This window comes from uncultured Roseibium sp., from assembly GCF_947494555.1.
Lineage (GTDB): Bacteria > Pseudomonadota > Alphaproteobacteria > Rhizobiales > Stappiaceae > Roseibium.
Map to the genome: position 1 here is coordinate 1,210,311 of NZ_CANLVF010000001.1, position 22,743 is coordinate 1,233,053.

Annotated in this window: 20 protein-coding genes; 15 read left to right on the forward strand and 5 right to left on the reverse strand. The window is 57.2% G+C overall.

Annotated features, from left to right (window positions below; genetic code table 11):
- Positions 1-4: 4 nt before the first annotated feature.
- Together flgG and flgF are read right to left on the reverse strand one after the other, a co-directional pair.
- The gene (gene flgG / locus Q0915_RS05445; RefSeq protein WP_299474375.1) at positions 5-787 is read right to left on the reverse strand and encodes a flagellar basal-body rod protein FlgG; all 783 of its coding nucleotides are present in this window, start codon (positions 785-787) and stop codon (positions 5-7) included.
- A gap of 22 nt (positions 788-809) precedes the next feature.
- Entirely contained in the window at positions 810-1,550 is a 741-nt protein-coding gene (flgF, locus tag Q0915_RS05450; RefSeq protein WP_299474378.1) for a flagellar basal-body rod protein FlgF, read from the reverse strand.
- Positions 1,551-1,829: 279 nt separating this feature from the next.
- Between flgF and Q0915_RS05455 the strand changes: the two genes are divergently transcribed.
- The 5 genes from Q0915_RS05455 (at position 1,830) to Q0915_RS05475 (ending at position 9,449) form a co-directional block, all read left to right on the forward strand.
- Positions 1,830-2,342: a flagellar basal body-associated FliL family protein gene (locus Q0915_RS05455; protein ID WP_299474380.1), complete on the forward strand. Its 513-nt coding sequence runs from the start codon at positions 1,830-1,832 to the stop codon at positions 2,340-2,342.
- An 8-nt stretch (positions 2,343-2,350) separates the two neighbouring features.
- Complete coding sequence (gene fliM / locus Q0915_RS05460; RefSeq protein ID WP_299474383.1) at positions 2,351-3,586, forward strand: flagellar motor switch protein FliM; 1,236 nt, start codon at positions 2,351-2,353, stop codon at positions 3,584-3,586.
- On the forward strand, positions 3,583-4,161 hold the full coding sequence (locus tag Q0915_RS05465) for a DUF6468 domain-containing protein (protein ID WP_299474386.1): 579 nt from the start codon (positions 3,583-3,585) through the stop codon (positions 4,159-4,161). Before fliM ends, Q0915_RS05465 begins: the two co-directional genes overlap by 4 nt.
- Positions 4,158-4,886, forward strand: coding sequence for a hypothetical protein (locus Q0915_RS05470; protein WP_299474389.1), 729 nt, complete (start codon positions 4,158-4,160; stop codon positions 4,884-4,886). Before Q0915_RS05465 ends, Q0915_RS05470 begins: the two co-directional genes overlap by 4 nt.
- A 231-nt stretch (positions 4,887-5,117) precedes the next feature.
- Positions 5,118-9,449 (forward strand): hypothetical protein, encoded by a 4,332-nt coding sequence (locus tag Q0915_RS05475; RefSeq protein ID WP_299474394.1) that lies wholly within the window; start codon positions 5,118-5,120, stop codon positions 9,447-9,449.
- Between the two features lie 47 nt (positions 9,450-9,496).
- On the opposite strand, the gene Q0915_RS05480 is transcribed toward Q0915_RS05475, so the two are convergent.
- The 3 genes from Q0915_RS05480 to Q0915_RS05490 form a co-directional block, all read right to left on the reverse strand.
- Entirely contained in the window at positions 9,497-10,567 is a 1,071-nt protein-coding gene (locus tag Q0915_RS05480) for a DUF2336 domain-containing protein (RefSeq protein WP_299474397.1), read from the reverse strand.
- Positions 10,568-10,670: 103 nt separating this feature from the next.
- Positions 10,671-11,369 carry a flagellar type III secretion system pore protein FliP gene (gene fliP, locus Q0915_RS05485; RefSeq protein WP_299474719.1) on the reverse strand — a complete coding sequence of 233 codons (699 nt, stop codon included), beginning with the start codon at positions 11,367-11,369 and terminating at the stop codon, positions 10,671-10,673.
- A 65-nt stretch (positions 11,370-11,434) separates the two neighbouring features.
- Entirely contained in the window at positions 11,435-13,009 is a 1,575-nt protein-coding gene (locus Q0915_RS05490) for a flagellar biosynthetic protein FliO (protein WP_299474400.1), read from the reverse strand.
- A 421-nt stretch (positions 13,010-13,430) separates the two neighbouring features.
- Here Q0915_RS05490 and flgB point away from each other — a divergent pair, with 421 nt between their 5' ends.
- From flgB to Q0915_RS05540, 10 genes are all read left to right on the forward strand, one after another.
- A complete protein-coding gene (gene flgB / locus Q0915_RS05495; protein ID WP_299474403.1) occupies positions 13,431-13,835 on the forward strand; it encodes a flagellar basal body rod protein FlgB in 405 nt (134 codons plus the stop codon).
- Positions 13,836-13,865: 30 nt separating this feature from the next.
- On the forward strand, positions 13,866-14,276 hold the full coding sequence (gene flgC, locus Q0915_RS05500) for a flagellar basal body rod protein FlgC (protein ID WP_299474406.1): 411 nt from the start codon (positions 13,866-13,868) through the stop codon (positions 14,274-14,276).
- A 33-nt stretch (positions 14,277-14,309) separates the two neighbouring features.
- Positions 14,310-14,624, forward strand: coding sequence for a flagellar hook-basal body complex protein FliE (fliE, locus tag Q0915_RS05505; protein WP_299474409.1), 315 nt, complete (start codon positions 14,310-14,312; stop codon positions 14,622-14,624).
- 25 nt (positions 14,625-14,649) lie between these two features.
- Positions 14,650-14,916 (forward strand): flagellar biosynthesis protein FliQ, encoded by a 267-nt coding sequence (gene fliQ, locus Q0915_RS05510; protein WP_299474412.1) that lies wholly within the window; start codon positions 14,650-14,652, stop codon positions 14,914-14,916.
- A gap of 22 nt (positions 14,917-14,938) precedes the next feature.
- Positions 14,939-15,712: a flagellar biosynthetic protein FliR gene (gene fliR, locus Q0915_RS05515; RefSeq protein ID WP_299474415.1), complete on the forward strand. Its 774-nt coding sequence runs from the start codon at positions 14,939-14,941 to the stop codon at positions 15,710-15,712.
- 9 nt (positions 15,713-15,721) lie between these two features.
- Complete coding sequence (gene flhB / locus Q0915_RS05520; RefSeq protein ID WP_299474418.1) at positions 15,722-16,801, forward strand: flagellar biosynthesis protein FlhB; 1,080 nt, start codon at positions 15,722-15,724, stop codon at positions 16,799-16,801.
- 161 nt (positions 16,802-16,962) lie between these two features.
- Entirely contained in the window at positions 16,963-19,512 is a 2,550-nt protein-coding gene (cckA, locus tag Q0915_RS05525; protein ID WP_299474421.1) for a cell cycle histidine kinase CckA, read from the forward strand.
- Positions 19,513-19,651: 139 nt separating this feature from the next.
- Positions 19,652-20,470 carry a sulfurtransferase/chromate resistance protein gene (locus tag Q0915_RS05530; protein WP_299474424.1) on the forward strand — a complete coding sequence of 273 codons (819 nt, stop codon included), beginning with the start codon at positions 19,652-19,654 and terminating at the stop codon, positions 20,468-20,470.
- Between the two features lie 4 nt (positions 20,471-20,474).
- Positions 20,475-21,803, forward strand: a complete 1,329-nt coding sequence (chrA, locus tag Q0915_RS05535; protein ID WP_299474427.1) for a chromate efflux transporter — start codon at positions 20,475-20,477, stop codon at positions 21,801-21,803.
- A 244-nt stretch (positions 21,804-22,047) separates the two neighbouring features.
- Positions 22,048-22,383 carry a cupin domain-containing protein gene (locus tag Q0915_RS05540; protein WP_299474430.1) on the forward strand — a complete coding sequence of 112 codons (336 nt, stop codon included), beginning with the start codon at positions 22,048-22,050 and terminating at the stop codon, positions 22,381-22,383.
- Positions 22,384-22,743 lie beyond the last annotated feature (360 nt).

Below are 22,743 nucleotides of genomic sequence, written 5' to 3' on the forward strand. Positions count from 1 at the left end.
TGTGTCAGCGAAGGTTGGTGGTGGTCGAGTACATCTCGTCGGCAGCCTGGATGATCTGCGAATTCATCTCATAGGCGCGCTGGGCGGCAATCAGATCAGAGATTTCCGTAACGGCGTCGACATTCGACATTTCAAGGAAATACTGCTGAAGGCTACCGAAACCGTTGTCACTTGGATTGCCTGATTCCGCTGCGCCACTTGCATCGGTTTCCAGAAAGAGGTTGTCACCGATCGCTTCCAGGCCAGCCTTGTTGACGAAACGCGCCAACTGGATCTGCCCGAGCTGCTGGGTCGTGCCCGTGTTGTCGACGCCTTGAACGGACCCATCGTTCGAGATGGTCAGATCCTGAATGTTTTCAGGGATCGTGATGCCCGGATTGACTGTGTAACCGTCGACCGTAACGAGTTGACCGTCAGCGTCGCGTTCGAAGGATCCGTCGCGGGTGTATCCGGTCGTTCCGTCCGGCAGGTCGATCTGAAAGAAGCCTTCTCCCCGAATTGCAATGTCTAGCGAGTCGTCTGTCTGTTCGAGAGAGCCTTGCGACATGATCCGTGCAGTGGAGGCGAGTTTGACACCCGAGCCGACCTGCACGCCAGTTGGTACGATCGTACCAGCGTCGGAGGTCTCCGTCCCCATTCTGCGCAGGTTCTGGTAGAGCAGGTCCTGAAAGTCCGCCCGTTGTTTCTTGAAGCCCGTGGTGCGCATGTTGGCTACGTTGTTCGAGATGACCTCGACGTTTTGTTCCTGCGCCTTCATGCCGGTAGCGGCGATCTGGAGTGCTTTCATTGTCCTAGCTCCCTAGTGCCGGTCAGGCCTGGATTCTGCCGAGCGTCGAGATGGCTTGCTGACGCAACTCGTCAGCGTCCTTCAGCATCTTCGACACGGCCTCGTAAGATCTTGTGATTTCGATCAGTCTGGTGACTTCGAACACGCCGTCCACATTCGACTGTTCCAACGCCCCCTGTACTATTCTGGTTCCCGCGGGGACCTGAGCTTCTTCGCCGACGAAGGCGGTTTCGCCGAGTTTCTGCAGCGCTTGCGGATCTTCGAAGGTCGCAATCCGGACCTGTCCCCGAACGCCGAGTTCAGTCGCGATCGTCCCGTCCGCTGAAATCTCGATGATGCCGTCTTCGCGCGTGAAAGTGACAGGACCGGCCGACGTCAGAACGGGCCTTCCCTCGGACGTGACCAGCTGCCCGTCCGCGTCCAGATGAAATGCGCCGTTCCGTGTATAGGCTTCTGTGCCATCCGCCATTTGCATGACAAAGAAACCTTCGCCTTCGAGCGCAAGGTCCAGTTCGTTGCCCGTTGTCCTGAAACTGCCGTTTGAGAAATCGGTGTGAGACGTATAGTCGAGAACGTAGGAAAGTGTCTCGTCCTGCGCCTCGAACTCGGTCGCTTCCGCGATCGGCATCATGTACTCTTCAAACAGAAGATTTTGAGCCTTGAAGCCCGAGGTGTTGATATTCGCCATGTTGTTGGCGACGACGTCGAGCTGATTCCGCAAAGCGGTTTGCCGCGACAGGCCAATAAGTAGTGCGTTCTCCATTCGAACGGTCCCTTTTGCTCCCCGAAGAGCCTGCCTGTCTCCCCAGACCGGTGGGCTCGTTAAGGTTAATGCACGCGGCGTGCCAGTTTTTAAATCGTTGGGAAATCTGGGTAAAAGCCGAAAGGCATGGGTGCGCACGGCAATAGATTCCGGCAGAAGTTAACCACTTGGCAATTTTTGCCCAGTGACTCGCGTTAATGGCCTGGTAACCATTCGTTAACCATTAACTCTTTAGTAATAAATATCGCGCGCGAGCGCTTGATATGAGCGGAGTTCGCAATGGCTGACGAAACTGCAGCTGCTGAAGATGTGGGGGAAGAAGGGGTCGAAAGTACGTCCGGTGGCGGAAAGAAAAAGCTCTTTCTTTTTGGTGGTATCGGTCTCGTCGTCCTGCTTGCTGCCGGTGGGGCTGGTTATTACTTCCTGATGGGAAGCAGCGCTCCAATGCAAATGCAGGGCGAAGGCGCGGCGCCGGTCGAGGTGCAAAAGCCGGTGGTGTTCTACGACCTGCCGGAAATGACCGTGAACCTGGCGACGGAAGGGCGGACAACTTACCTGAAGGTGCGCATTGCGCTTGAAGTCGAAAACCGGGGAATGATCGATCAGATTTCACCATTCCTGCCGCGCATTCTCGATGCTTTCCAAATCTATCTACGTGAACTACGCCCAGCCGACCTGGAAGGGTCAGCCGGTTTGTTCCGCTTGAAGGAAGAATTGCTCAGGCGGATCAACTTGTCGGTTTATCCGGCCAAAGTGGAAGGGGTTCTGTTCAAGGAAATCCTTGTTCAGTGACATGACGAATGGCTGATAGCGACGACGACGATCTGTCCGAAGAGGACATGGCGGATGCCTGGGGTGCGGCCCTTGCGGAGCAGGGTGCTGGTGGCGACGACGATGACGATCTAGCCGCGGCCTGGGGCGCTGCGCTCGAAGAGCAGGGCGCCGGCAGTTCGGACGATATGGCCGCTCAATGGGCGGCGATGATCGACGACAGCGAGCCTGATCTGGAAAATGCGACCCGGGGCGCAGACCGTGTTCTGAACCAGGAGGAAATCGACAACCTCCTCGGGTTTAATATTGAAGACACGATCGCCGGCGACCAAAGCGGGATCCGCGCGCTGATCAACTCGGCAATGGTCTCTTACGAGCGTTTGCCAATGCTCGAAATCGTCTTCGACCGGTTGGTGCGGCTGACGACGACTTCGCTTCGGAACTTCACATCGGACAACGTCGAGGTTTCTCTCGATTCCATCAGCTCCGTACGTTTTGGCGACTACCTTAATTCCATTCCCTTGCCGGCAATTCTGGGCGTTTTCAAAGCCGAGGAATGGGACGGGTTCGGCCTGATCACCGTTGAATCGAGCCTGATCTATTCCATCATCGATGTTCTCCTTGGAGGCGGGCGCGGTACGTCCGCCGTCCGCGTCGAGGGCCGTCCTTATACGACCATCGAAACCGGCCTCGTGCAGCAGATGGTCGCGCTTATTCTGCAGGATGCCGAGCAGGCGTTTGCGCCTTTGTCTCCGGTGCACTTCAATCTGGAACGGTTGGAGACCAATCCGCGTTTTGCCGCCATTTCCCGTCCGGCGAACGCCGCGATTCTCGTCGAACTGCGCATCGACATGGAAGATCGCGGCGGCTCCGTCGAGATCATGATGCCCTATGCAACACTGGAGCCGATCCGCGATCTTCTCCTGCAGATGTTCATGGGCGAGAAATTCGGCCGAGATCCGATCTGGGAGGGTCACCTGGCGAGCGAAATCTACGCCGCGGAGGTCGAAGTCGATGCCGTCTTGCATGAGACCTATCTGCCGCTGAGCCGCGTGCTCAGTCTCGATATCGGTCAAACGCTTGTCTTCGATCTCGACCCAGCCGATCCAGTGACGGTCAAGTGCGGCAACGTTCCTCTGACTGAAGGCACGCTCGGCAAGGTCGAGGATTCCATTGCTATTCGGGTCGCAAAGAATTTGCGCAAACCCAAGATGACGCTAGCGGCCTTCGAGCGCGCGATGCAAAACGAAATGGAGCAACCATGAGCACACTGCCAATCGGAATGATCATCGAGGGTCTGGTCGCAGTTCTGTTGCTTATCACCATTGGGTATTGCTGGATGCTGAACCGGCGGCTTCAGCGCCTCAGAGCCGACGAGGAAGTCCTGCGTGCGACGATCTCGGAACTCATGACCGCAACCGAGATCGCGGAACGCGCCATTCTCGGTCTGAAGACAACGGCATCGGAAGCGGACAAGGTGCTCGGGACCCGGCTTAAACAAGCGGAAACCATGTCAGGCAATCTCGCCGAACAGGTCGGCGAGGGTGAGAAAATATTTACCCGAATTACTCAGATTGCAGAGGCCGCGAGGGCAGCTTCGACTCATCAGCAAGCTGCGCCTCAAGGCGACGGTTATGCCGTGCGTTCGCCCGCCGAACCCGCCGCATATACACAGCATACAGCTGCGTATCCGGCGCAACCGGCCCAGCCCGTTCCAGAGCCTGTGACTCACGAGCCGGAACGGAAAAGGGCAAGTCGAACGGCAGACATCAGAAGTGCGGCGGCGGAAGCAACCGCACGACTTGAACAGTTCCGCAGACGAAATGGTGCTGCCGCATGAATTTGAGATTGCTGCCGTTATTGGGTGTTTCAGCGAGCGCATTGCTTGCCTTGAAGCTGCTTGGTCTGACCTTCGGGACGGACAGCGGCAATTTGCCCATTAACGGCGCGGTCGCACAGGAAACCGCTGCCTCCGATGTTGGCGGTGGTGATGAAATGACAACTGAGATAGCCGAGGGTACGGTCGATGCCGAGACACCGGCTCCAGCTTTGCCGGCTCAGCCTGTCTTGCCGGACACCCTGGAAATTGGTGGGTCCGCCGCCGAACGTGCCGTCCTGGAAAGTCTCGGACGCCGCCGCGAGACGCTGCAGGAGCAGGAAGGACAGCTCGATCTGCGCGAGAAGCTGCTTCAGGCGACGGAAGAGCGCATTCAAAAGCGTGTCGATGAACTGAAGAAACTTGAACAGCGCATTGAAGCTGTCGTCGAAAAGAAGAAACAACAGGAAGAGAACGAGGTGGCCGGGCTTGTCACCATGTATGAGACAATGAAGCCGAAAGACGCGGCGCGTATTTTCGACCGGTTGAGCCTGCCTATCTTGTTGAAAGTCGTGCGGCAAATGAAGCCGCGCAAGATGGCCGACGTCCTTGCAAAAATGTCTCCGGAGGCAGCTGAACGACTGACAGTTGCGATCGCCAGCAACAGTTCGGCCCCGGCGCCGGTTGCGCAGCCGATGCAGGCAAAGGCACCGGCGCAGGAGATGTTGCCGAAAATACCATCGAATTAGCGACTTTCCTTAGAGCGCGGAGGCAGCCGATGGGTCCAGATCACGTTCCAGACAACAGCTTGAAGCAGGTGCATGCCCGGCGCGGCACCGATCGAAATTCCTGCCCGAAAACTTTGCACTTATCCCAAGCGAATCCGACCGAACTATTCGGATTTGAGGGGCTCGCGTAAGGGCACGTTAAGAACACTTAACTAACAATAGCGTGTTGGCGGCATCCGAGGACTGAACAACTTGCAGGCATCCACCCTCAAATCGAACACAGGCGGTGAATTTATCCGCGCGGAACGCGTGCGCGGTCCGTTTCGTCTGGCTGTCTCGGTTTTTGCCTGTGTCTTTGTAGCGCTTTTCATTTTCTCCAATTCTGCCAGAGCGGAAACACTTGAACCGGTAGATCTTCAAGTGATCCCTGAAGAAGGGTACGGACGGCTCGTCCTGACCTTCAAGGACCGGACACTCTTGCCGATCTACGACGCGGTCATCACGGGCGGTGTTCTTAGAATTTCATTTGAAGATCCCGTCGATATCAAGGTCGATGACGTTCCGCTTGATCTTGGAGAGTATGTGACTATTGCACGGCGCGATCCGGACGGGAGCGCGATCCGGTTTGCACTGAAAAGCCAGTATCAGATCAACACGCTGGAAGCCGGTGAAAAACTCTTCGTCGACATCCTCCCGATGAGCTGGCAGGGATTGCCGCCGGGGCTGCCTGACGACGTCGTGCGGGAACTGGCCAAGCGTGCAGAAGCTGCAATGCGGAAGGTGCGCGCGCTTGAACAGGCCCGGCTGAAATCTCAGCAAGGACCGGAAGTCACCTTGCATGTCGGTGAACACCCGACATTTACACGGCTTGTCTTCGATTGGTCGATCAAGTTCGACACGGCCTTTGTTCGTGAAAACGATATTATCAAACTGACCTTCAATCATCCGGCGCAGCTCGATATCTCACATTTGCGGGCGCATCTCCCGCAAGGTGTCGTCGACGCAACTTCCTTTCTCGATAAGGGGAAATTGAAGTTCCTGATGCGCGTCGAACCTTCGGTCGACATTCGCGCCTTCCGTGAAGAGCAGACTTACGTCATCGACGTGACGCCGGAGAATATGGAAGTCAACGACCCGGCCAACGCGCTGATCAACAAAGAACTCTCTGTTGCCGACAATGAAAACCGGAAGAACATGATTACGGCACCGGGGCTTCGGGACACGCGTGAGGTCAGCGACCCCAGAGGATTGCCGCCGGTGATGTCCGGGAGAAGTTCTGGCGGCGCTCTCAAGGAGTCCCGTGCCGACGAATCCCCCGCATACACGGCTGTTCCGATCGGGAATGAAGCGCGCGACGAAGAAGCCAGGGCTCCATCACAGTCTTCTATTGTCCAAACAACTCAGTCTTCTCCGGGTCTCCTGGAGGTTGCGCGCTTAGGACCAGACGATAGTCTGCTCACGGGGGCTGTCGGCAGCGATGCTGATGCACAGGCGCCACGGGCAAAACCGGTTGTGCAGGCGCTGGACCCGCCGCAACAGACAAACGGGGCTCTATTTCAAGCACCTGGGGACGGGGCGCCCGAAGACACTTTTTCGATAGCGACCGCCTCGGCGGTCGAAACCGTTCCTGCGCCGGAAGCGGGCGTGACCTTACCAGAGACCGTCGTCCTTCCCGGCGGCGATCTGGATGTCTTGATCACGTCATCTATTTTGCCTGGGCAGGCTGAAAAGAATGCAGACGAGCGTATCGTTCAGAGGCCGGCGTTGCTGGCGCAGGCGTCACCAGGTGCTTTACCGCTGACGGAGACCGAACCGGTACCGGCTATCACCCAGGAAGAAGAACCTGCGCGGCAAGCGCCGATGCTTGATCTTTCAAAGCAACCGATCGGTTCAAGTCAAAATGAAGCTGCAGCTTCCAGTGGGAATGGAATACCCACCTTGAAGCCGGCAAACGAAAATACTGCCGCACAGATGTCTGAAAAGCCCGATGTCGCCGAACCGGTGCAGATGCAGGGCAGCACTTCTTTCGGCGGTAGTGGTGTACCGGCGGCAATCGAACTGCCGACCCGGCAAAATGCGTCACCTGAAGTTTGGCGCGCAAACGGGGGCAGCGAGTTTGAGGCCCAAAGGCCGTCTCCGGAGCGCCCACCGGAAAGTGTTGCCCAGGAAGTGCGGAATTTCGTCTCGGCCGAGGCACGGCGGATAGGCAATACGGTACGCGTTGTCTTCCCGTTTTCAGAGCCTGTTTCAAGCGCGGTCTTTCGTCGGAATGACAGCATCTGGCTGGTCTTCGACACTGATGCAACGATCGACACGCGCGGTATGGCGTCGGCCCTTGCCGAAACGGCCGAGACAATCGAAGTAAAGCATTTTGAAGATTACCAGATATTGCGGCTGGACATGAATGATCCCGTGCTTGCGACTGTTGGCGTCGATGGCAACGCCTGGTCGCTAGTCATCGGGGACATGATCCTTGAGCCATCCATCCCGCTCCAACTGGAGCGAAATGTTCGTGGCGATGGCGGTTCTGTTCTTCGTGTTCTTTACAGAGACCCGCAGCACATTCGGGAAGTCGTGGATCCGTTTGTAGGTGATACAATTTCTCTGGTAACGGGCTTCGGTCCTCCTCGTGGATTGCTCAAGCCGCAAAAATTCGTCGATCTGGAGGCACTTAGTTCAGCCCAGGGCATCGCAATCGTGTCCAGGTCGGATGGCATCAACATGCAGGTGCTCGGAGACGATGTGATCATTGAGCGCGAGGGCGGGCTCGCGCTTTCAAACCGGCATCTTCGTGGCGGCACCGGTGCGCTGAATAACATTATCGATCCCGAAAGTACCAATGTGGAGTTCGTTTCGCTCACCACGGAAGGGCCGGGCGCGTACCGCTCGAGACTGATCGAGCTGCAGCGGAAACTGTCTCGTTCACCAGCCGGGAAGCGTCGCAAGCCTTTGATTGAGCTGTCCAGGTTCTACTTAGCGCACCAGTTTGCCCAAGAGGCTCTTGGTTTGATGACGCTTGCATTGGAAGAAGAGCCAGCTCTTGCCGAAGACACGTCATTCAACCTCATGATGGGGGCGGCGCAGACAATGGCCGACCGGCCTGAGGAAGCCTATACGCATCTGAACCGCCCTGATCTCAAAAACAGTCCCGATGCGGCTATCTGGCAGACAATCGTTGACGTCCGTCTTGGAAACTGGACACCGGCTCGTATTGCAATGCCACGGGGACGGGCCGTTGTCGGCAACTATCCGGCTGCGATACAGACGGAATTCAAACTCGCGGCCGCGCAGGCGCTGGTCGAAGTGAACGATTTCGGGCTGGCCAACGGAGTACTGGCCGAGATCGAGCCGAGTGAAGTCACCTCCGCACAGGCCGCGCGCTACGATATCCTGCGCGGTCGTGTCGCCGACGCTTCAGGCCGCTCACAGGAAGCCCTCACAGTGTTTGACCTTGTGACGCGCTCCGACGACCGTCCGCGTGCCGCAGAAGCAGAATATCGTGCCTTGCGGATCCGATACCGGGATGGAGAAGCGAGTGTCGACGAAACGATCGACCGTCTCGCTGGACTGGCCACGTCCTGGCGCGGTGACGAAGTCGAGCTGAAAACACTTCGCTTCCTTGCCCAGCTCTTTGCCGAGCGTGGCCAGTATCGCGAAGCCTTCGAAGCCATGAAATCGGCTGTCCAGGCTGATCCGGATTCCGATACAACCCGCTTGTTACAGGAAGAAATGAACGGGTTGTTCAACGCGCTTTTCCTTGACGGCAAGGCGGATGAGATGCCGCCTGTCAAAGCGCTTGCGCTCTACTACGATTTCCGGGAGTTGACACCGATAGGACGTCAGGGTGACGAAATGGTGCGTCAGCTTGCCAAGCGTCTCGTGGAAGTTGACCTCCTGGATCAGGCAACCGAACTGTTGCGGCATCAGGTCGACAATCGCCTGAAGGGCGCCGCGCGCGCGCAGATCGCGGCCGACCTGGCAGCCATCTATCTGATGGACCGCAAGGCGGATGAAGCGCTTCGGGTTCTTAACAGATCCCGTCAAGCCAGCCTGCCATCCACGCTTGAGCGGCAGCGAAACATCGTGGAAGCGCGGGCGCTTACTGAGAGCGGGCGTCCGGATCTGGCACTTGAACTGGTCCGGAACATGCGTGGAACCGACGTTGACAGGCTTCGTGCGGACACCTTTTGGGCCGCTGAAAGCTGGCGCGACGCAGGTGAACAGCTGGAAGCGATGCACGGGTCGAGATGGTCAGACAATATCCCGCTCGACGCATTGGAGCGCCGGGATGTCCTGCGCGCCGGGATTGCCTATTCGCTGGCGGGAGATCAACTCAGTCTGGAGCGGTTGCAGACCAAGTACACCGGGAAGATGGCGCAAAGCCCCGAGGCGCTTGCTTTCGAGGTCGTGACACGACCCATCGAAACACAGGGTGTCGAATTCCTGGAAGTTGCCAACCGGTTGGCCGATACCGATTCCCTGGAGACATTCCTGCAGGAATACCGCAGGCAGTACATGTCGCCGAACCGCTCGCCGGATGATCAGGCGGCGGCTCAAACAGCCGCAGGCGATCCCGCGGGCTGACCTTTGAAGGACGACCGGTAATCTTCAGACCTCACGCGCGTGAATAGTCAGCCGACGGCGCTCAAGGCGAATGAAGTGTCCGAGTTGTATTGAGGTTTTTTGAGCTCTGCCTTGTATCGCATGACGAGTTCCGGAATGGTTCGCGTATTGCGATCGAGCCACTTGCAACGGGCTTTGAGGAAATCACGATAGGTTTTGTCGTCGATGCCCGTCTGCAGCATTAGACGCAGGATTGCGCCGTCTGCATCCGATTTCAGTGTTTCGGAAACGACTTCATCGGACAGGTTGAGTTTGCGTGCGACCAACCAGATCGCCGCATCGATGCGTTCGTCTTCGAAGAGTGTTCTCAAAATCGCGTCAAAGGACAATTCACCGTTGGCGATCTGGATGCTCGCCTCGTGGCGGGAATAGCGGACGCCATCAATTTCGATGTCACCGTCGCGTTCAAGGTCACCAATTGCGGCCGCAAGCCGCTCAAGATCGTCGTTCTCGAGCGCTGTCTTCAAAGGTGGGGGAAGGAGCGGACATTCGGTTTCGAGGATGAGTTTCAGGGTCTCCAGAAACTCTTCGTCCTTCAATGCCCGGTTCGCCATGCCGGCAAGAACTTCCACTTCGGTGTTGGCGAATATGAGCAGGGCCAGCATGCCCTTGACGGAGAAGGGGACCTTGGGATTGTTCAGGAGAATGTGAACCACCCTCCGGCTACTGCGCGCGATGAGGGTGTCGCTCATCTCCTCGGTCAGATCTTCACGCCGGCCAACTGACAGCCGTTTGTCGTTGCTTCCCGCCTTGGACAAGTGCATCAGGGCCGACTGGCTGATCATCGGCGAACATTCAATGACAGGCTCTGAAAGCGCATAGTCCTCCTGTGCCAGCCGATCCGCAAGGTCGGCAATGATCCGATCAGTTTTGGCGAGCCTGACAACCAGTTCATAACGCGCATCACGATCGAGTTGATCGAATACAGAAAGAACGATCCGCGAGAACAGCTCACGCTCAACGGGGGTTGGCTCGTGTTCTTCAGAACGTGCATACTCGCCCACAAGCGTGCGGATCAGCTTTGACCTGGCTTCCGGTTCCTTGATTCTTGCAAGTTGTTCTAGTTGTTCGCGTATCACAGATCTTCCGTAAAACTCTGGAGGCAGCCGAAGGCGCTCGGCACTGCGAATATTTACATGTTTAGATTAATTTTCTTCTACTTTTAGGGATGTTTGGCGGACGTCAGCCGCCACCGAAACTCTTTACGAGCGAACCGGCTACGAGATTCCAGCCGTCAACCAGAACGAAGAAAATGAGCTTGAAGGGCAGGGAAATGACCACCGGCGGCAACATCATCATACCCATCGACATGAGTACCGACGCAATGACCAGGTCGATGATCAGAAATGGCAGGTAGAGCAGAAATCCGATCTCGAATGCGCGTCGCAGTTCGGAAATCATGAATGCCGGAATGAGGATTGCCATCGAGAGATCTTCCGGTCCCTGAGGCTCGTCCTGTCCGGACAATTCCTGAAACAGCTCCAGATCCTTTTCACGAACCTGCGACAACATGAAGGTTCTGAATGGGTCCGATGCGCGCTCGTAGGCCTGTTCGAACTCTATGTCGCCGTCAACCAGCGGCTGAACGCCAGCGTCGTAGGCTGATTGCAGCGTTGGCATCATGATGAAAGCGGAGAGGAAGAGTGCGAGGCTCACCATCACCATATTCGGCGGGGCGGTCTGAAGTCCGATAGCCGAGCGCAAGAGTGACAGGACAACGACGATACGCACGAAGCTTGTCATCATGACAAGAATGGACGGTGCGAGCGAAAGGACGGTCAGCAGGATGACCAGCTGAACCGCACGTTCGGTCAGGCTGGCATCGTCTCCAAAACCGACAGAGATCTCCTGGGCAGACGCGGGCGCGGCAAATGCGACCATCGCGACCAGAAATGCAAGGAAAACCCTTACGAACCGGTCCTGCCACTCAACGCGACGGTCTTGGATCATTGATTTGGCTGTCCGCCCAATTCGTAGAGGATTTTGGCCATTTCGTCCTCGATCGGGTTCTTGTCGCCAAGTCCTTGAACAACCCTCGGAGCAGCTTGTCCTTGCGGCGCGCCCGGTACGATGTCAAGCAACGCTGAAGTGGTGGAAGCCTGTGCGGGCGTCTTTGTGGCCTGCACCTGCGTTTGCGCAGGCCGCCGATCCGTCTCGGCTTTCTTGTCGGGTGCGTATTCGTCCGGTTTGCTGGGCGGGACGTCCTCTTCCATGAGGTCGGCCAAATCCAGCTCCAGCTTGATTTCCTTTTGAGGCGGCGCCTCTTGTGTCTCGACTTCTTCGGCCGATGCGGTCAGCTTTTCAGCCGGTTCAGGCTCAACCGGCATGGCGCCGATTTCTTCCTGATCGTGGTCAACGACGGTTTCCGCGATTGGCTCGGCCGTTGCCTCCGAGATGCTGTGAGACAAATCGGCGTCGATCTCCGGGGTCGCCTCTGTGGTGGCGGTGCTCAGATCTTCAGCCATTGTATTGTTGATCTCTGACTTTTCCACGATCTCGTCATGGCGCTGAGCGCCGGGTTCAGCCACCAGGGTTTCGGTATCCTCTGTGATCTGCGGTGTCTCAACAGGTTTCAGTAGGGCAGTCTTTGCCCGCGCCGCAGGTCCTGATGCAGGCGGCGTGATGGTATGTCCCGGCTGGGGCGGGCGCTCCCGTCCGGCAATCGAGCGGGCGAGCTTGCGAAATGAAGACCCGGTCTCTGCCGTTCTATCGGGCGCGGATTCCGAAATCGCTTGAGGCTCCGGTTTTACCGCGGGTGCTTCGACGGGGCTGGTTTCCGCGGGAGTTGCGGCGACCGGTTCCATTTTCGGTGTCTGAGAGGTGCTCGTTGAGCGGTTGAAACCGTTCTGTGTTGCCGCACGCAGCAGACTGGCGGCCGTATTCGAGCTTCGAACAGGTTCTGCAGACGCCTGTTCCGGCTGATCTTTGCGAGGTGCTGCCTCAAAAGGCACGGGTTCGCCGCCACCTTGCGGGGGCGTGGGGCGTGCAGTCGTTTCCTGCATTACAGACTTCACCGCTGTGAGCGCGGACGAACCTGCTGAGGCCTGTCGAACGGGTGTGGATACAGACGGGCTTTTGCGGGGGGCAGTTTCCGGCTGCGGGGTGATTTCGTCAGGCCTGAGCGGGATATCCGGGCCGGGTGCCGTTGGAACCTTCAACTGAGGCTGCGCCGTTTGCGGGGCAGATGCGTTGGGCATGTGCCGGCCCCCCGCGATCGGGGCATTGCGAACAATGTTCTGCTCGACGACAACATCGCTTGGCCCGCCAATCAGCAAAAGATGTTCAATATTGTCCCTGCGGATCAATACCAGGCGCCGGCGTGTGTCGACAGTCGTGCTGTCCATCACGGCGACACGGGGTTGCCGGCTTCTGTTTAGGGGAGCATTCGAACCCATCAGCCGTTTGAGGACGAAAACAAAGAGACTGAAGAGCAGCAACACGACGACGAGCGCCAAAACCACTGCAATTGCCTGAGTTGCACCGCCGCTCACGCTGAAAGTCGATTCAATCCAGTCGTACATTTTTACCTCATGCCGCCCCGCCAGCGAACTGATCGTGTGTTCCCGTTACCGCAGGCTCCTGCCGCAATTGAGGAATTTTGCGCTTATCCCCAGTAATTCCGGCTTCTGCCGGCACTCTTGCCGCTGGCCTCTGTCTGCAGGCACACAATCTGTGCCTCTAGCGGGAAGCTGTCCTGAGTCCTTCAAGGGCTTTCCCGTATTACTTGCGGATACGCATCGAATCTCTCTAGGGGTTAAAGTTAACAGAAGCAGGCAAATATTGCCTGTTGTAGAGAGGGTCGATTTCGCGAAATGCAAAAGAAAGTCTGTCTCTTCCACTGATTTTTGAATGCCTTACCAAATATGTCCGGGAATTCGTTAACTATTCATTAACCATTTGGGCGGCAATGATTGCCTAGTTGGTTAATGGAAGGTGAATGAAATGGCCGTTACGGATTTGCCGATCTTCCAGGCACTGAAGTCGAAAATGCAATGGCATCAGACACGTCAGGGCGTTCTGGCGGAAAATATCGCGCATGCTGACACGCCCGGATACGAGTCCAGGGACCTGGAATCGTATTCTTTTGCGGACCATGTTGGTCTTCAAAATGCCTCCATATCGACAAAAGTGACAAAGGTTGGCCACATTTCAGGAGCGATTTCCGGAAATCTCCCGGCCAAGGTTGAGAAGCTGGATACCTTTGAAATCACGCCTGACGGCAACAACGTCAATCTGGAAGAGCAGATGATGAAAATCACGCAGAACCAGATGGATTTCCAGGCTGCAACGAGCCTTTACACAAAAGGGCTGGGGCTAATCCGGACGGCGCTTGCAAGAAGCGCGTAACACCCGGAACACCTTAGGAGGATCGCTTGAATGGATCTGATTAAATCACTGTTTGTCTCCGCGAGTGGATTGAAGGCACAAAACGGCCGGATGCGCATTATCGCGGAGAACATCGCCAACGCGAACTCCACGGCGCGTACGCCTGAGGAGGACCCTTACCGGCGGAAAATTCCAACCTTCAAGAGCCACTTCGACAAGGAGCTCGGAGCCGAAAAAGTGGAGCTCGGCAAAGTCGCGGAAGACACGTCGGATTTCAAATCAACATACATGCCCGGACACCCGGCGGCGGACGAGAACGGGTATGTGTTGCAGCCGAATGTGAACACTTTGATCGAGACCACTGACATGCGCGAGGCGCAGCGTTCTTACGAGGCGAATTTGAACGTTATTGAATCCACGCGGCGCATGCTGCAGCGGACCATCGATATCCTGCGAGCCTGATCGCAGGATTGAACAAACAAGGGGGCAGGAGCCGTGACCACTCCGTCTATTGCAAACAATGCCTACCAGCTGGCAGCCAAGCTGCAACAGCAGGCGCGAACTGTTGAAGAAAGTGCTCCCGACCGGACGTCGGTCGATTTCGGGCAAATGGTGAAAGAGGCGGTTGATACCGTCGTCGACAAAGGCCAGCAGGCAGATGCACAGGCCATCGGCATGATCGAGGGCAAAACAGGCGTCGTTGATGTCGTGACAGCCGTGGCGGAGACCGAGATGGCTCTTGAGACCATGGTTGCGGTGCGCGACCGTGTGATTTCCGCCTATGAGGAAATCATGCGGATGCCGATCTGATCCGGATTAGCGGGGGAGTGCATTCATGACCGGAGGTGAAGTCCTTGATCTTGCGCGTGAAGCCGTCTGGACAATGATACTCGTGGCGGCGCCAGCAATGGTGATCGGTCTGGTCGTCGGTGTTGTCATCGCCCTGTTCCAGGCGCTCACGCAGATCCAGGAAATGACGCTGGTGTTCGTTCCCAAAATCCTTGCCATTTTTGTCACGATCCTTGTCACGCTCCCGTTTATGAGTCAGCTGCTCGAAGCATTCATGGGGCGCGTGACGGAAATGATCCTGACGACCGGTTGAGGCGTCCGGCGCTGGGTGAGCAATGACCATACAGCTTGATTTCCTGCCAGAGGTTGCTGCCGCTTTCCTGCTGATGTTCGCGCGTCTCGGCACGATGCTGATGCTGCTGCCGGCATTGGGGGAAAGCTCCATTCCGATGCGCTTCCGGCTGACGATCGCGCTCGCCCTGACCCTTGTGATGTATCCTGTCGCAGCGTCGCTCTATCCGCCGAACCTGACGGCAAATCTTCCGCAGCTGATCGTGCTGCTGGGCGGCGAAATGGCGATCGGCTTTGGTATCGGTCTGTGTGCCCGGCTGATCACGTCCGTCCTGCAGATTGCCGGGATGATCATGGCAAACCAGTCAGGCCTTGCCTTCGCGCTTGGCACCGACATTGCCAATGAAGGGCAACAGGGCGCGCTCTACGGTAACTTTCTCGCGGTTCTGGGCATCACACTGGTGTTTGTGACGGACTCGCACTACCTGATCATTGCCGCCCTTTATGACAGCTTCACCGTTTTTCCGCCCGGGAATGTGCCTCCGGTCAGTGATTTCGCACAGAACGCTACGGAAACCGTTGCGCATGTGTTCACGATCGCCGTTCGTATGAGCGCACCCTTTCTGGTTGTCGGACTGGTGTTCTATTTCGGTCTCGGCCTGCTCAACAAGCTGATGCCGCAAATGCAGATCTTCTTCATCGCAATGCCCGTGAACATCGCCGTCGGGTTGTTGCTTCTTATGGTCCTGATTGCGACCCTGATGATGTTCTATCTTGATCATTTCCAGGAATCGCTCGGGAAGTTCATAGTAGGGTAAGGCATCGCCGTGGCAGACGATACCGACGACTCAGAAAAGACAGAGGACCCCACGCAAAAGCGCTTGAAAGAAGCGCATGACAAGGGGGACGTTCCCAAATCGCAGGAAGTCAGCACCTGGTTCACGCTCGCCGGCGCGACCTTGATGATTGCCATTTTCGCACCGGGTGCAGCCTCGTCGCTGGGCGAGCTGATGAAAGGCTACCTGGAGCATGCCCACCAGATCCCGGTCGACGGCTATGCGTTGAAGGCGCTTTGGCGCGACACCGGTCAATCTGTCGCTCTGATCGTCGGGCTGCCGATGGTTGCCCTGCTCGTGATGGCGATCGCCGGTAATCTTATCCAGCACCAGCCCCTGTTTACCGGTGAGACCATCAAGCCGAAGCTCTCGAAAATTTCCCCCCTGTCCGGCTTCAAGCGTCTGTTTTCGGCGGACAGCCTGGTCAACTTCGCCAAGGGAATGTTCAAGATAACCATTGTCGGTGCGGCGATGGTTGCCGTGATGTGGCCGCACCGGGATGAGGCGGAAATTATCATCTTCGCCGAGACGGGCGTCATCCTGGAAGAAGTCTGGGTGCTGGTGCTGCAGCTGCTGGCGGCAATTCTCGTGATTATGACCGTCGTGGCCGGCGCCGACTTCATCTACCAGAAGAACAAGTGGTTCAATAAGCAGAAGATGTCGCTGCGCGAGGTGAAGGAGGAATTCAAGCAGACGGAAGGTGATCCCCAGGTGAAGGGGAAAATCCGCCAGTTGAGGATGGAACGCTCACGCAAACGCATGATGGCTGCGGTTCCCCAGGCAACGGTTGTCGTCACCAACCCGACCCACTATGCCGTCGCTCTGCAATACGAGGAAGGCATGGGGGCGCCTTTGTGCCTGGCCAAGGGCACTGACGCGATCGCGCTGAAAATGCGGGAGGTCGCCAAGGAACACGAGATCCCGATCGTTGAAAATCCACCTCTTGCCAGAGCACTTCACGCAACCGTGGAGATCGATCAGGAGGTTCCTGAAGAGCACTACAAGGCGGTTGCGGAGGTCATCGGCTTCGTCTTCCGCATGCGCAAACGCGCATCATGGAGAGCCGACTGAGTGCGCGTAATCGTTCCCATGGCTGAAATTACTCTGTATGTCCGCGCCAAACGCGTGAATTTCAACAGAAGTAAGCTTCATATCAGTTGAAATTAGGGTGTAAGCACAGAATGCTTATAAACGGCCCAAGGTAAAGCGAATCGGGCCGGGAGACAGGATGTATGAGTGACATGGACGGAGCGCCGGGCGGGCCTATGATCAGCCGGCCGGAGCGGTCCGGAAATATAGGCCTGCTAATAGGCCTTGCGCTGTTGCTTCTAGGGGCAGCTGCGGCCTTTGCGGTCATGGACCGGGAAGTCGCGCAGCCGTTTATCCTTGCGCTGCTCGGCATTCTGGCCGTCGTCGGCGTGTTTTGCCTGTTTGCCGGTGCCATCGGGTTTCTGCGCCTTTCTGCTCGTCCTGGAGAAGCCAATCCACTTGCGTCTGCCTTCGTCGACAGCATGGACGACGGTGCTCTGATCACGGACATGGACGGCCGGCTTGTCTATGCCAACAAGGCGTATGCAGATCTGACCGGTGTTGACTCGGCTGCCGACATTCGTGTCGTTGAGCGGGTGTTTTCCTCTGATCCCGATGCTGCCGATGCGATTTTCCGCTTGTCGCAGGCGATGCGTGACGGGCGCAAGGCGCAAGAAGAAATCCGCATGCCATTTCCGCTGGGCCGCGTCGAGGGAACGGCACGCTGGTATCGTGTGTCGGTTCGTCCCCTGGTGCCGTCCAGCGAAAGCGGCGGCAAGAAAATGGCGATCTGGCAACTTGCCGACATTACACGGGACCGTGCCGAACAGGAAAACTCCTTCCAGGAACTGCAGCGGGTCATCAACTTCCTCGACCATGCACCAGCAGGTTTCTTCTCCTGCGATGCGCAGGGTCGCATCGTCTATCTGAACGCCACGCTTGCCGACTGGCTCGGCTATGATCTTGCCCAGTTCGATGCCGGCGATCTCGACTTGTCTGAAATTGTCCGCGGAGACGGAACGGAGCTTATCCGGTCGGTCAAAGGACAGGCAGGTGAGGTCAAGAGCGAGACCTTCGACCTCGATTTTGTGACCCGCAACGGTCGCGGGCTCGCCGTGCGCCTCTTGCATCGCGTTCCTTTCGGCGAGAACGGGCAACCGGGCGACAGCCGCACGCTGGTGCTCAACCGGTCACGAGGCGAGGAAGCCTCGGAAGCATTGCGGGCCTCCGAGGTCCGCTTTGCGCGTTTCTTCAACAACACGCCGATTTCGATTGCCTCGCTTGACAATGATGGCAGGGTTCTCAGAACAAACGCGCCGTTCCTCAAACTGTTCGGGGCGGTGGATTCCGTCGACGAATCCCCGAAGCTGGAAGCCTATGTCGCCGACAGCGGCCGCGAGGAACTGTCCAAGGCCTTGTCGGCCGCCGCGAACGGCATCGGTGAAATCGCCCCGATCGACATTCCGCTTGTGGAAGGCAATGATCCCCGCTCGGCAACCTTCTACGTTTCCGCCGTGCAGGACGGGGAAGGGGACGGTGAAACCGCAATCGTCTATGCGCTGGAAACAACTCAGCAACGGGCGTTGGAAGCACAATTCGCGCAAAGCCAGAAGATGCAGGCCATCGGCCAGCTCGCCGGCGGTGTCGCGCACGACTTCAACAATGTTCTGACAGCGATCATCGGATTTTCAGATCTGCTTTTGGCAAGCCACAGGCCGACGGATCCGTCCTTCCAGGACATCATGAATATCAAGCAGAATGCCAACCGCGCAGCTGGCCTCGTGCGTCAGCTTCTGGCCTTCTCGCGGCGGCAGACCCTGCGCCCGCAGCAACTTGAGCTGAATGACGTTCTCGGAGATCTGTCGATCCTTCTCGACAGGCTGCTTGGCGAGAAAGTCGAGCTGAAAGTGATCCACGGGCGTGACCTGTGGCCGGTCATGGCCGATCTCAATCAGCTTGAGCAGGTGATCGTCAACCTGGCGGTAAATGCGGGTGACGCGATGGCCGAGGGCGGCCGTCTCATCATCCGCACGCGCAATGTGTTGGAAAGCGAATCCACCCAGTTCGAAAATACGCGCGGGATGCCGCCGGGCGAATACACGCTGGTCGAAGTGGAAGACACGGGTCACGGCATGCCGCCGGAGATCATGGAAAAGATCTTCGATCCATTCTTCTCTACCAAGGAAGTCGGCAAGGGAACGGGGCTTGGCCTGTCGACCGTCTACGGTATCGTGAAGCAGACCGGCGGCTTCATTTTCTGCACTTCCGAAGTCGATACCGGCACGACGTTCCGCCTCTTCCTGCCGCGGCACATTCCCGAAGTTACTGAAGAGCCGAAGCCTGAGCCCAGGGAAAGCGAACCGGAAAAGGTTGCGGATCTCACGGGATCTGCCTGCATTCTGCTGGTCGAGGATGAAGAGGCGGTCCGGGCATTCGCGGCCCGTGCCCTGGCTTCCCGGGGATATACGGTTCACGAGGCAGGGTCGGGCAATGAGGCGCTCGAAGTCATGGAAGAGACCGATGGTGAGATCGACCTCGTCGTCTCCGATGTGGTGATGCCGGAAATGGATGGGCCGACGCTCCTTGTCGAGCTGCGCAAGACCCAGCCCGATCTGAAGATTATTTTCGTTTCAGGGTATGCCGAGGACGCTTTTGAGGAAAACCTTCCCGAGGGCGAACAGTTCTTCTTCCTGCCTAAACCGTTCACACTGAAGCAACTTGCGACAACTGTGAAGGATGTCCTGAACGGGTGAGTTTGGCTCTGGCCTCGTCGGTGTTCTTGACAGGTCTACTCCCTTTTGGCACTTAGGTCCCATGGGGCGAGCGAACACCCCGTGAGGCGTAAGCTGAAGTTTCGCGTCCTTGAACCCTTATTGAACGGGAGGACGCGCCATGCCGTCTCTGAACACAATTACCGTTTCCCAGCTTGCAAGGTTGATCGGAACACCGGATGCGCCGGTGATTGTCGATGCGCGCATCGACGAGGATTTCAACGATGATCCCTGCCTTATCCCCGGATCCTTCCGGCACCCGCATACAAAAATCGACGAGATTGCAACTCGTCTGCGTGGACGAAAGGTCGTCATCGCATGCTGGAAAGGGTTAAAGCTCTCCGAGGGCGCTGCTGCCCTTTTGCGGTCCAACGGTGTCGCGGCCGAAATCCTTGAAGGCGGCTGTATCGCATGGCGCGAAGCTGGCCAGCCGATGGTGCCTGCAGCCTGCCTGCCAAGACGCAACGGGGAGGGGCAAACCGTCTGGGTAACCCGCCACAGGCCCAAGATTGACCGGATCGCCTGCCCCTGGCTGATACGCCGGTTTGTGGATCCGGCAGCGCAGTTTCTGTTTGTGTCTCCGGCGCAGGTTGAAGCGGTTGCGGAAAAATTCAATGCAACGCCGTTCGACGTTGAAAATGTCTTTTGGAGCCATCGCGGAGAAATGTGCAGCTTCGACACGATGCTGGAGGAGTTCGCTCTACAAACCGAACCACTTTCGAAACTCGCCATGATCGTGCGCGGTGCGGACACCAATCGGCATGATCTCGCACCCGAGGCTGCCGGCCTGCTTGCTGCCTCGCTTGGACTGTCACGGATGTACAAGGACGACCTGCAGCAACTGGAGGCAGGCATGAGTCTCTACGACGCCTTCTACCGCTGGTCGCGCGATGCGACAGACGAAGGACATGATTGGCCGGCTCCGGGCAGGAAAGGCTGATATCATGTCGTCGCAACCAACTTTCACCGGAAAGCCGGTCGATGGCGCGCGTCTGCCGCAGAGCGGCGACGCCTCCTGGCAGCGGCTTTTTTCCGTCTTCGGCGGTATCGGCCTTCTGTCCTTTGGTGGACCGGCGGCCCAGATCGCCCTGATGCATCGCAAGCTGGTAGACGAGACCGGTTGGCTGTCAGAAAAAACCTATGTCAACGCACTCGGCTTCTGCATGTTGTTGCCAGGGCCGGAGGCCATGCAGCTGGCAACATATTGCGGCTGGAAGCTGCGCGGAATTGCGGGAGGTTTGCTGGCGGGTCTCCTGTTCGTCATTCCAGGTGCGTTGGCGATTTTCGGGCTTGCTTTCGTTTACACCGCATATGGCCATCAGCCGACCATCAGCCAGTTGTTTCTGGGTATTAAGGCAGCCGTGCTGATTGTTGTTGTCGAGGCGCTTCTCAGGCTCTCCAAACGTGCACTGACGGAGCGGCGGCAGTGGGTTGTCGCAGTCCTTGCCTTCTCGGCCATCTTTTTCCTGTCGCCGCCATTTCCGATGATCGTCTTGGCCGCTGCCCTTTACGGTGCCGCCTTCATGGATGCGACGGTACAGGCAGCGCCGGAGAAACAGGTTCCGATCAGAACCTCTTTCACCCGAACATTGGGTGTTGTTACCGTTGGGCTTGGCCTCTGGCTCGGACCGCTCGCGGCTGTTGCCTGGGCGAGCGGTGCACCGATCCTTGGCGATCTTGGCTGGTTCTTTTCCAAACTCGCGGTTGTCACGTTCGGTGGCGCTTATGCGGTTCTGGCATATATGGCGCAAGACGTTGTCGCTCTTCACGGTTGGCTCGAAGCGGGTGAAATGATGGACGGGCTTGGTCTTGCCGAAACGACGCCCGGACCGCTGATCCTTGTGACGCAATTTGTCGGGTATGTCGCCGCGTATCATGAGGGCGGAATTGCGCTCGGTTTTGCCGGTGGGGCGGTTGCTCTTTGGGCAACCTTCGTGCCGTGTTTCCTCTGGATCTTTGCAGGTGCGCCCTATATCGACTGGATTTCGTCTCAACCTCGACTGAAGTCCGCATTGTCGGCGATCATCGCCGCTGTGGTCGGCGTCGTCCTCAATCTGTCGCTCTGGTTTGCCCTTCATGTCTTATTCGAAACCGTCACGCATAGGCATCTGGGTTGGCTGACACTTTGGGTTCCGGATGTTTCAAGCCTGGACTGGCGGGTTCCGGTGCTCGCGGCGTTGTGCGCGTTGCTGCTGCTGCGCCTCCACGTGAACCTGATCTGGACACTGCTGCTGGCTGCCGTCGGCGGGTTGCTTCTGTCGCTCGTCGCGTAAAAGAGCAAGCGGGGCCGGGAAAACCGTTGCCCCGTACTTTATCAGATTTAGAGTCCGGAATTGGTTTCAAGTCTATGCATTTCAAGAGAAAAAGCAGCTTGCGACAGCGCTGTGTGTCGGTTTCCAAAGGGAGCCGCGCCATTGATGAACCCTTTTGCTCAATTGGAAAAGATCGCTTGAACGCAAATCGCCGACCATGCACTGTGGCCATGTCGCGAACGAATGCGCACTTGGAGGAGACAGTATGCAGCTTCCGGAATTCATAAAGAAATTTCCCGCATTGGACATTCCGTTTCCGGAAGATGTCGTGACCTCGCACGCAATCCGCTCGGATGCCGGTTTGGTCGTGTTTTTTGACTTTCAAAAGGACATGGAACTGCCGCCGCATTCCCATCTTGCCCAATGGGGCACTGTGCTCGACGGCGAAATCGAATTCACGATCGCTGGAGAAACCAAGACGCTCGGGCCGGGCGCGATTTACAACATTCCGAGCGGGGCAGAACACGGCGCGGTCATCAAGGCCGGGACCAAGGTGATTGATGTCTTCGAGGAAGCAGACCGCTATCCGGTCAAATCCTGAGCGAGGCGGCGTGGCACTAACCGGGATCCGCCGGGCGGCTGTCGTTTTGCCCGCGTATGAAGCCTTCATCATTGCCTTCAGCGTGCCGGTGAAAACCGCCCGCCAGCTGGGAAAGCTTGCGCGCGCTCGTGGTGCTGTTCTTGAAGTTATTTTCGAAATAATATGGTTCAAATGACGAAATAATACTGTAATTGACAGTTAATTAATCTGATATCTATCTATAAATTTGAAGCAAATCCGATTTATTTGCACCACTTTGGAGATTTTTGAATAGTATTTGTGCACAACTGATGTGAACTCAAACGAAAGTGCGCTGTTGTGCGCTCGCGTTGGATGATGCGCGTCTTAGCAGCTATTGTT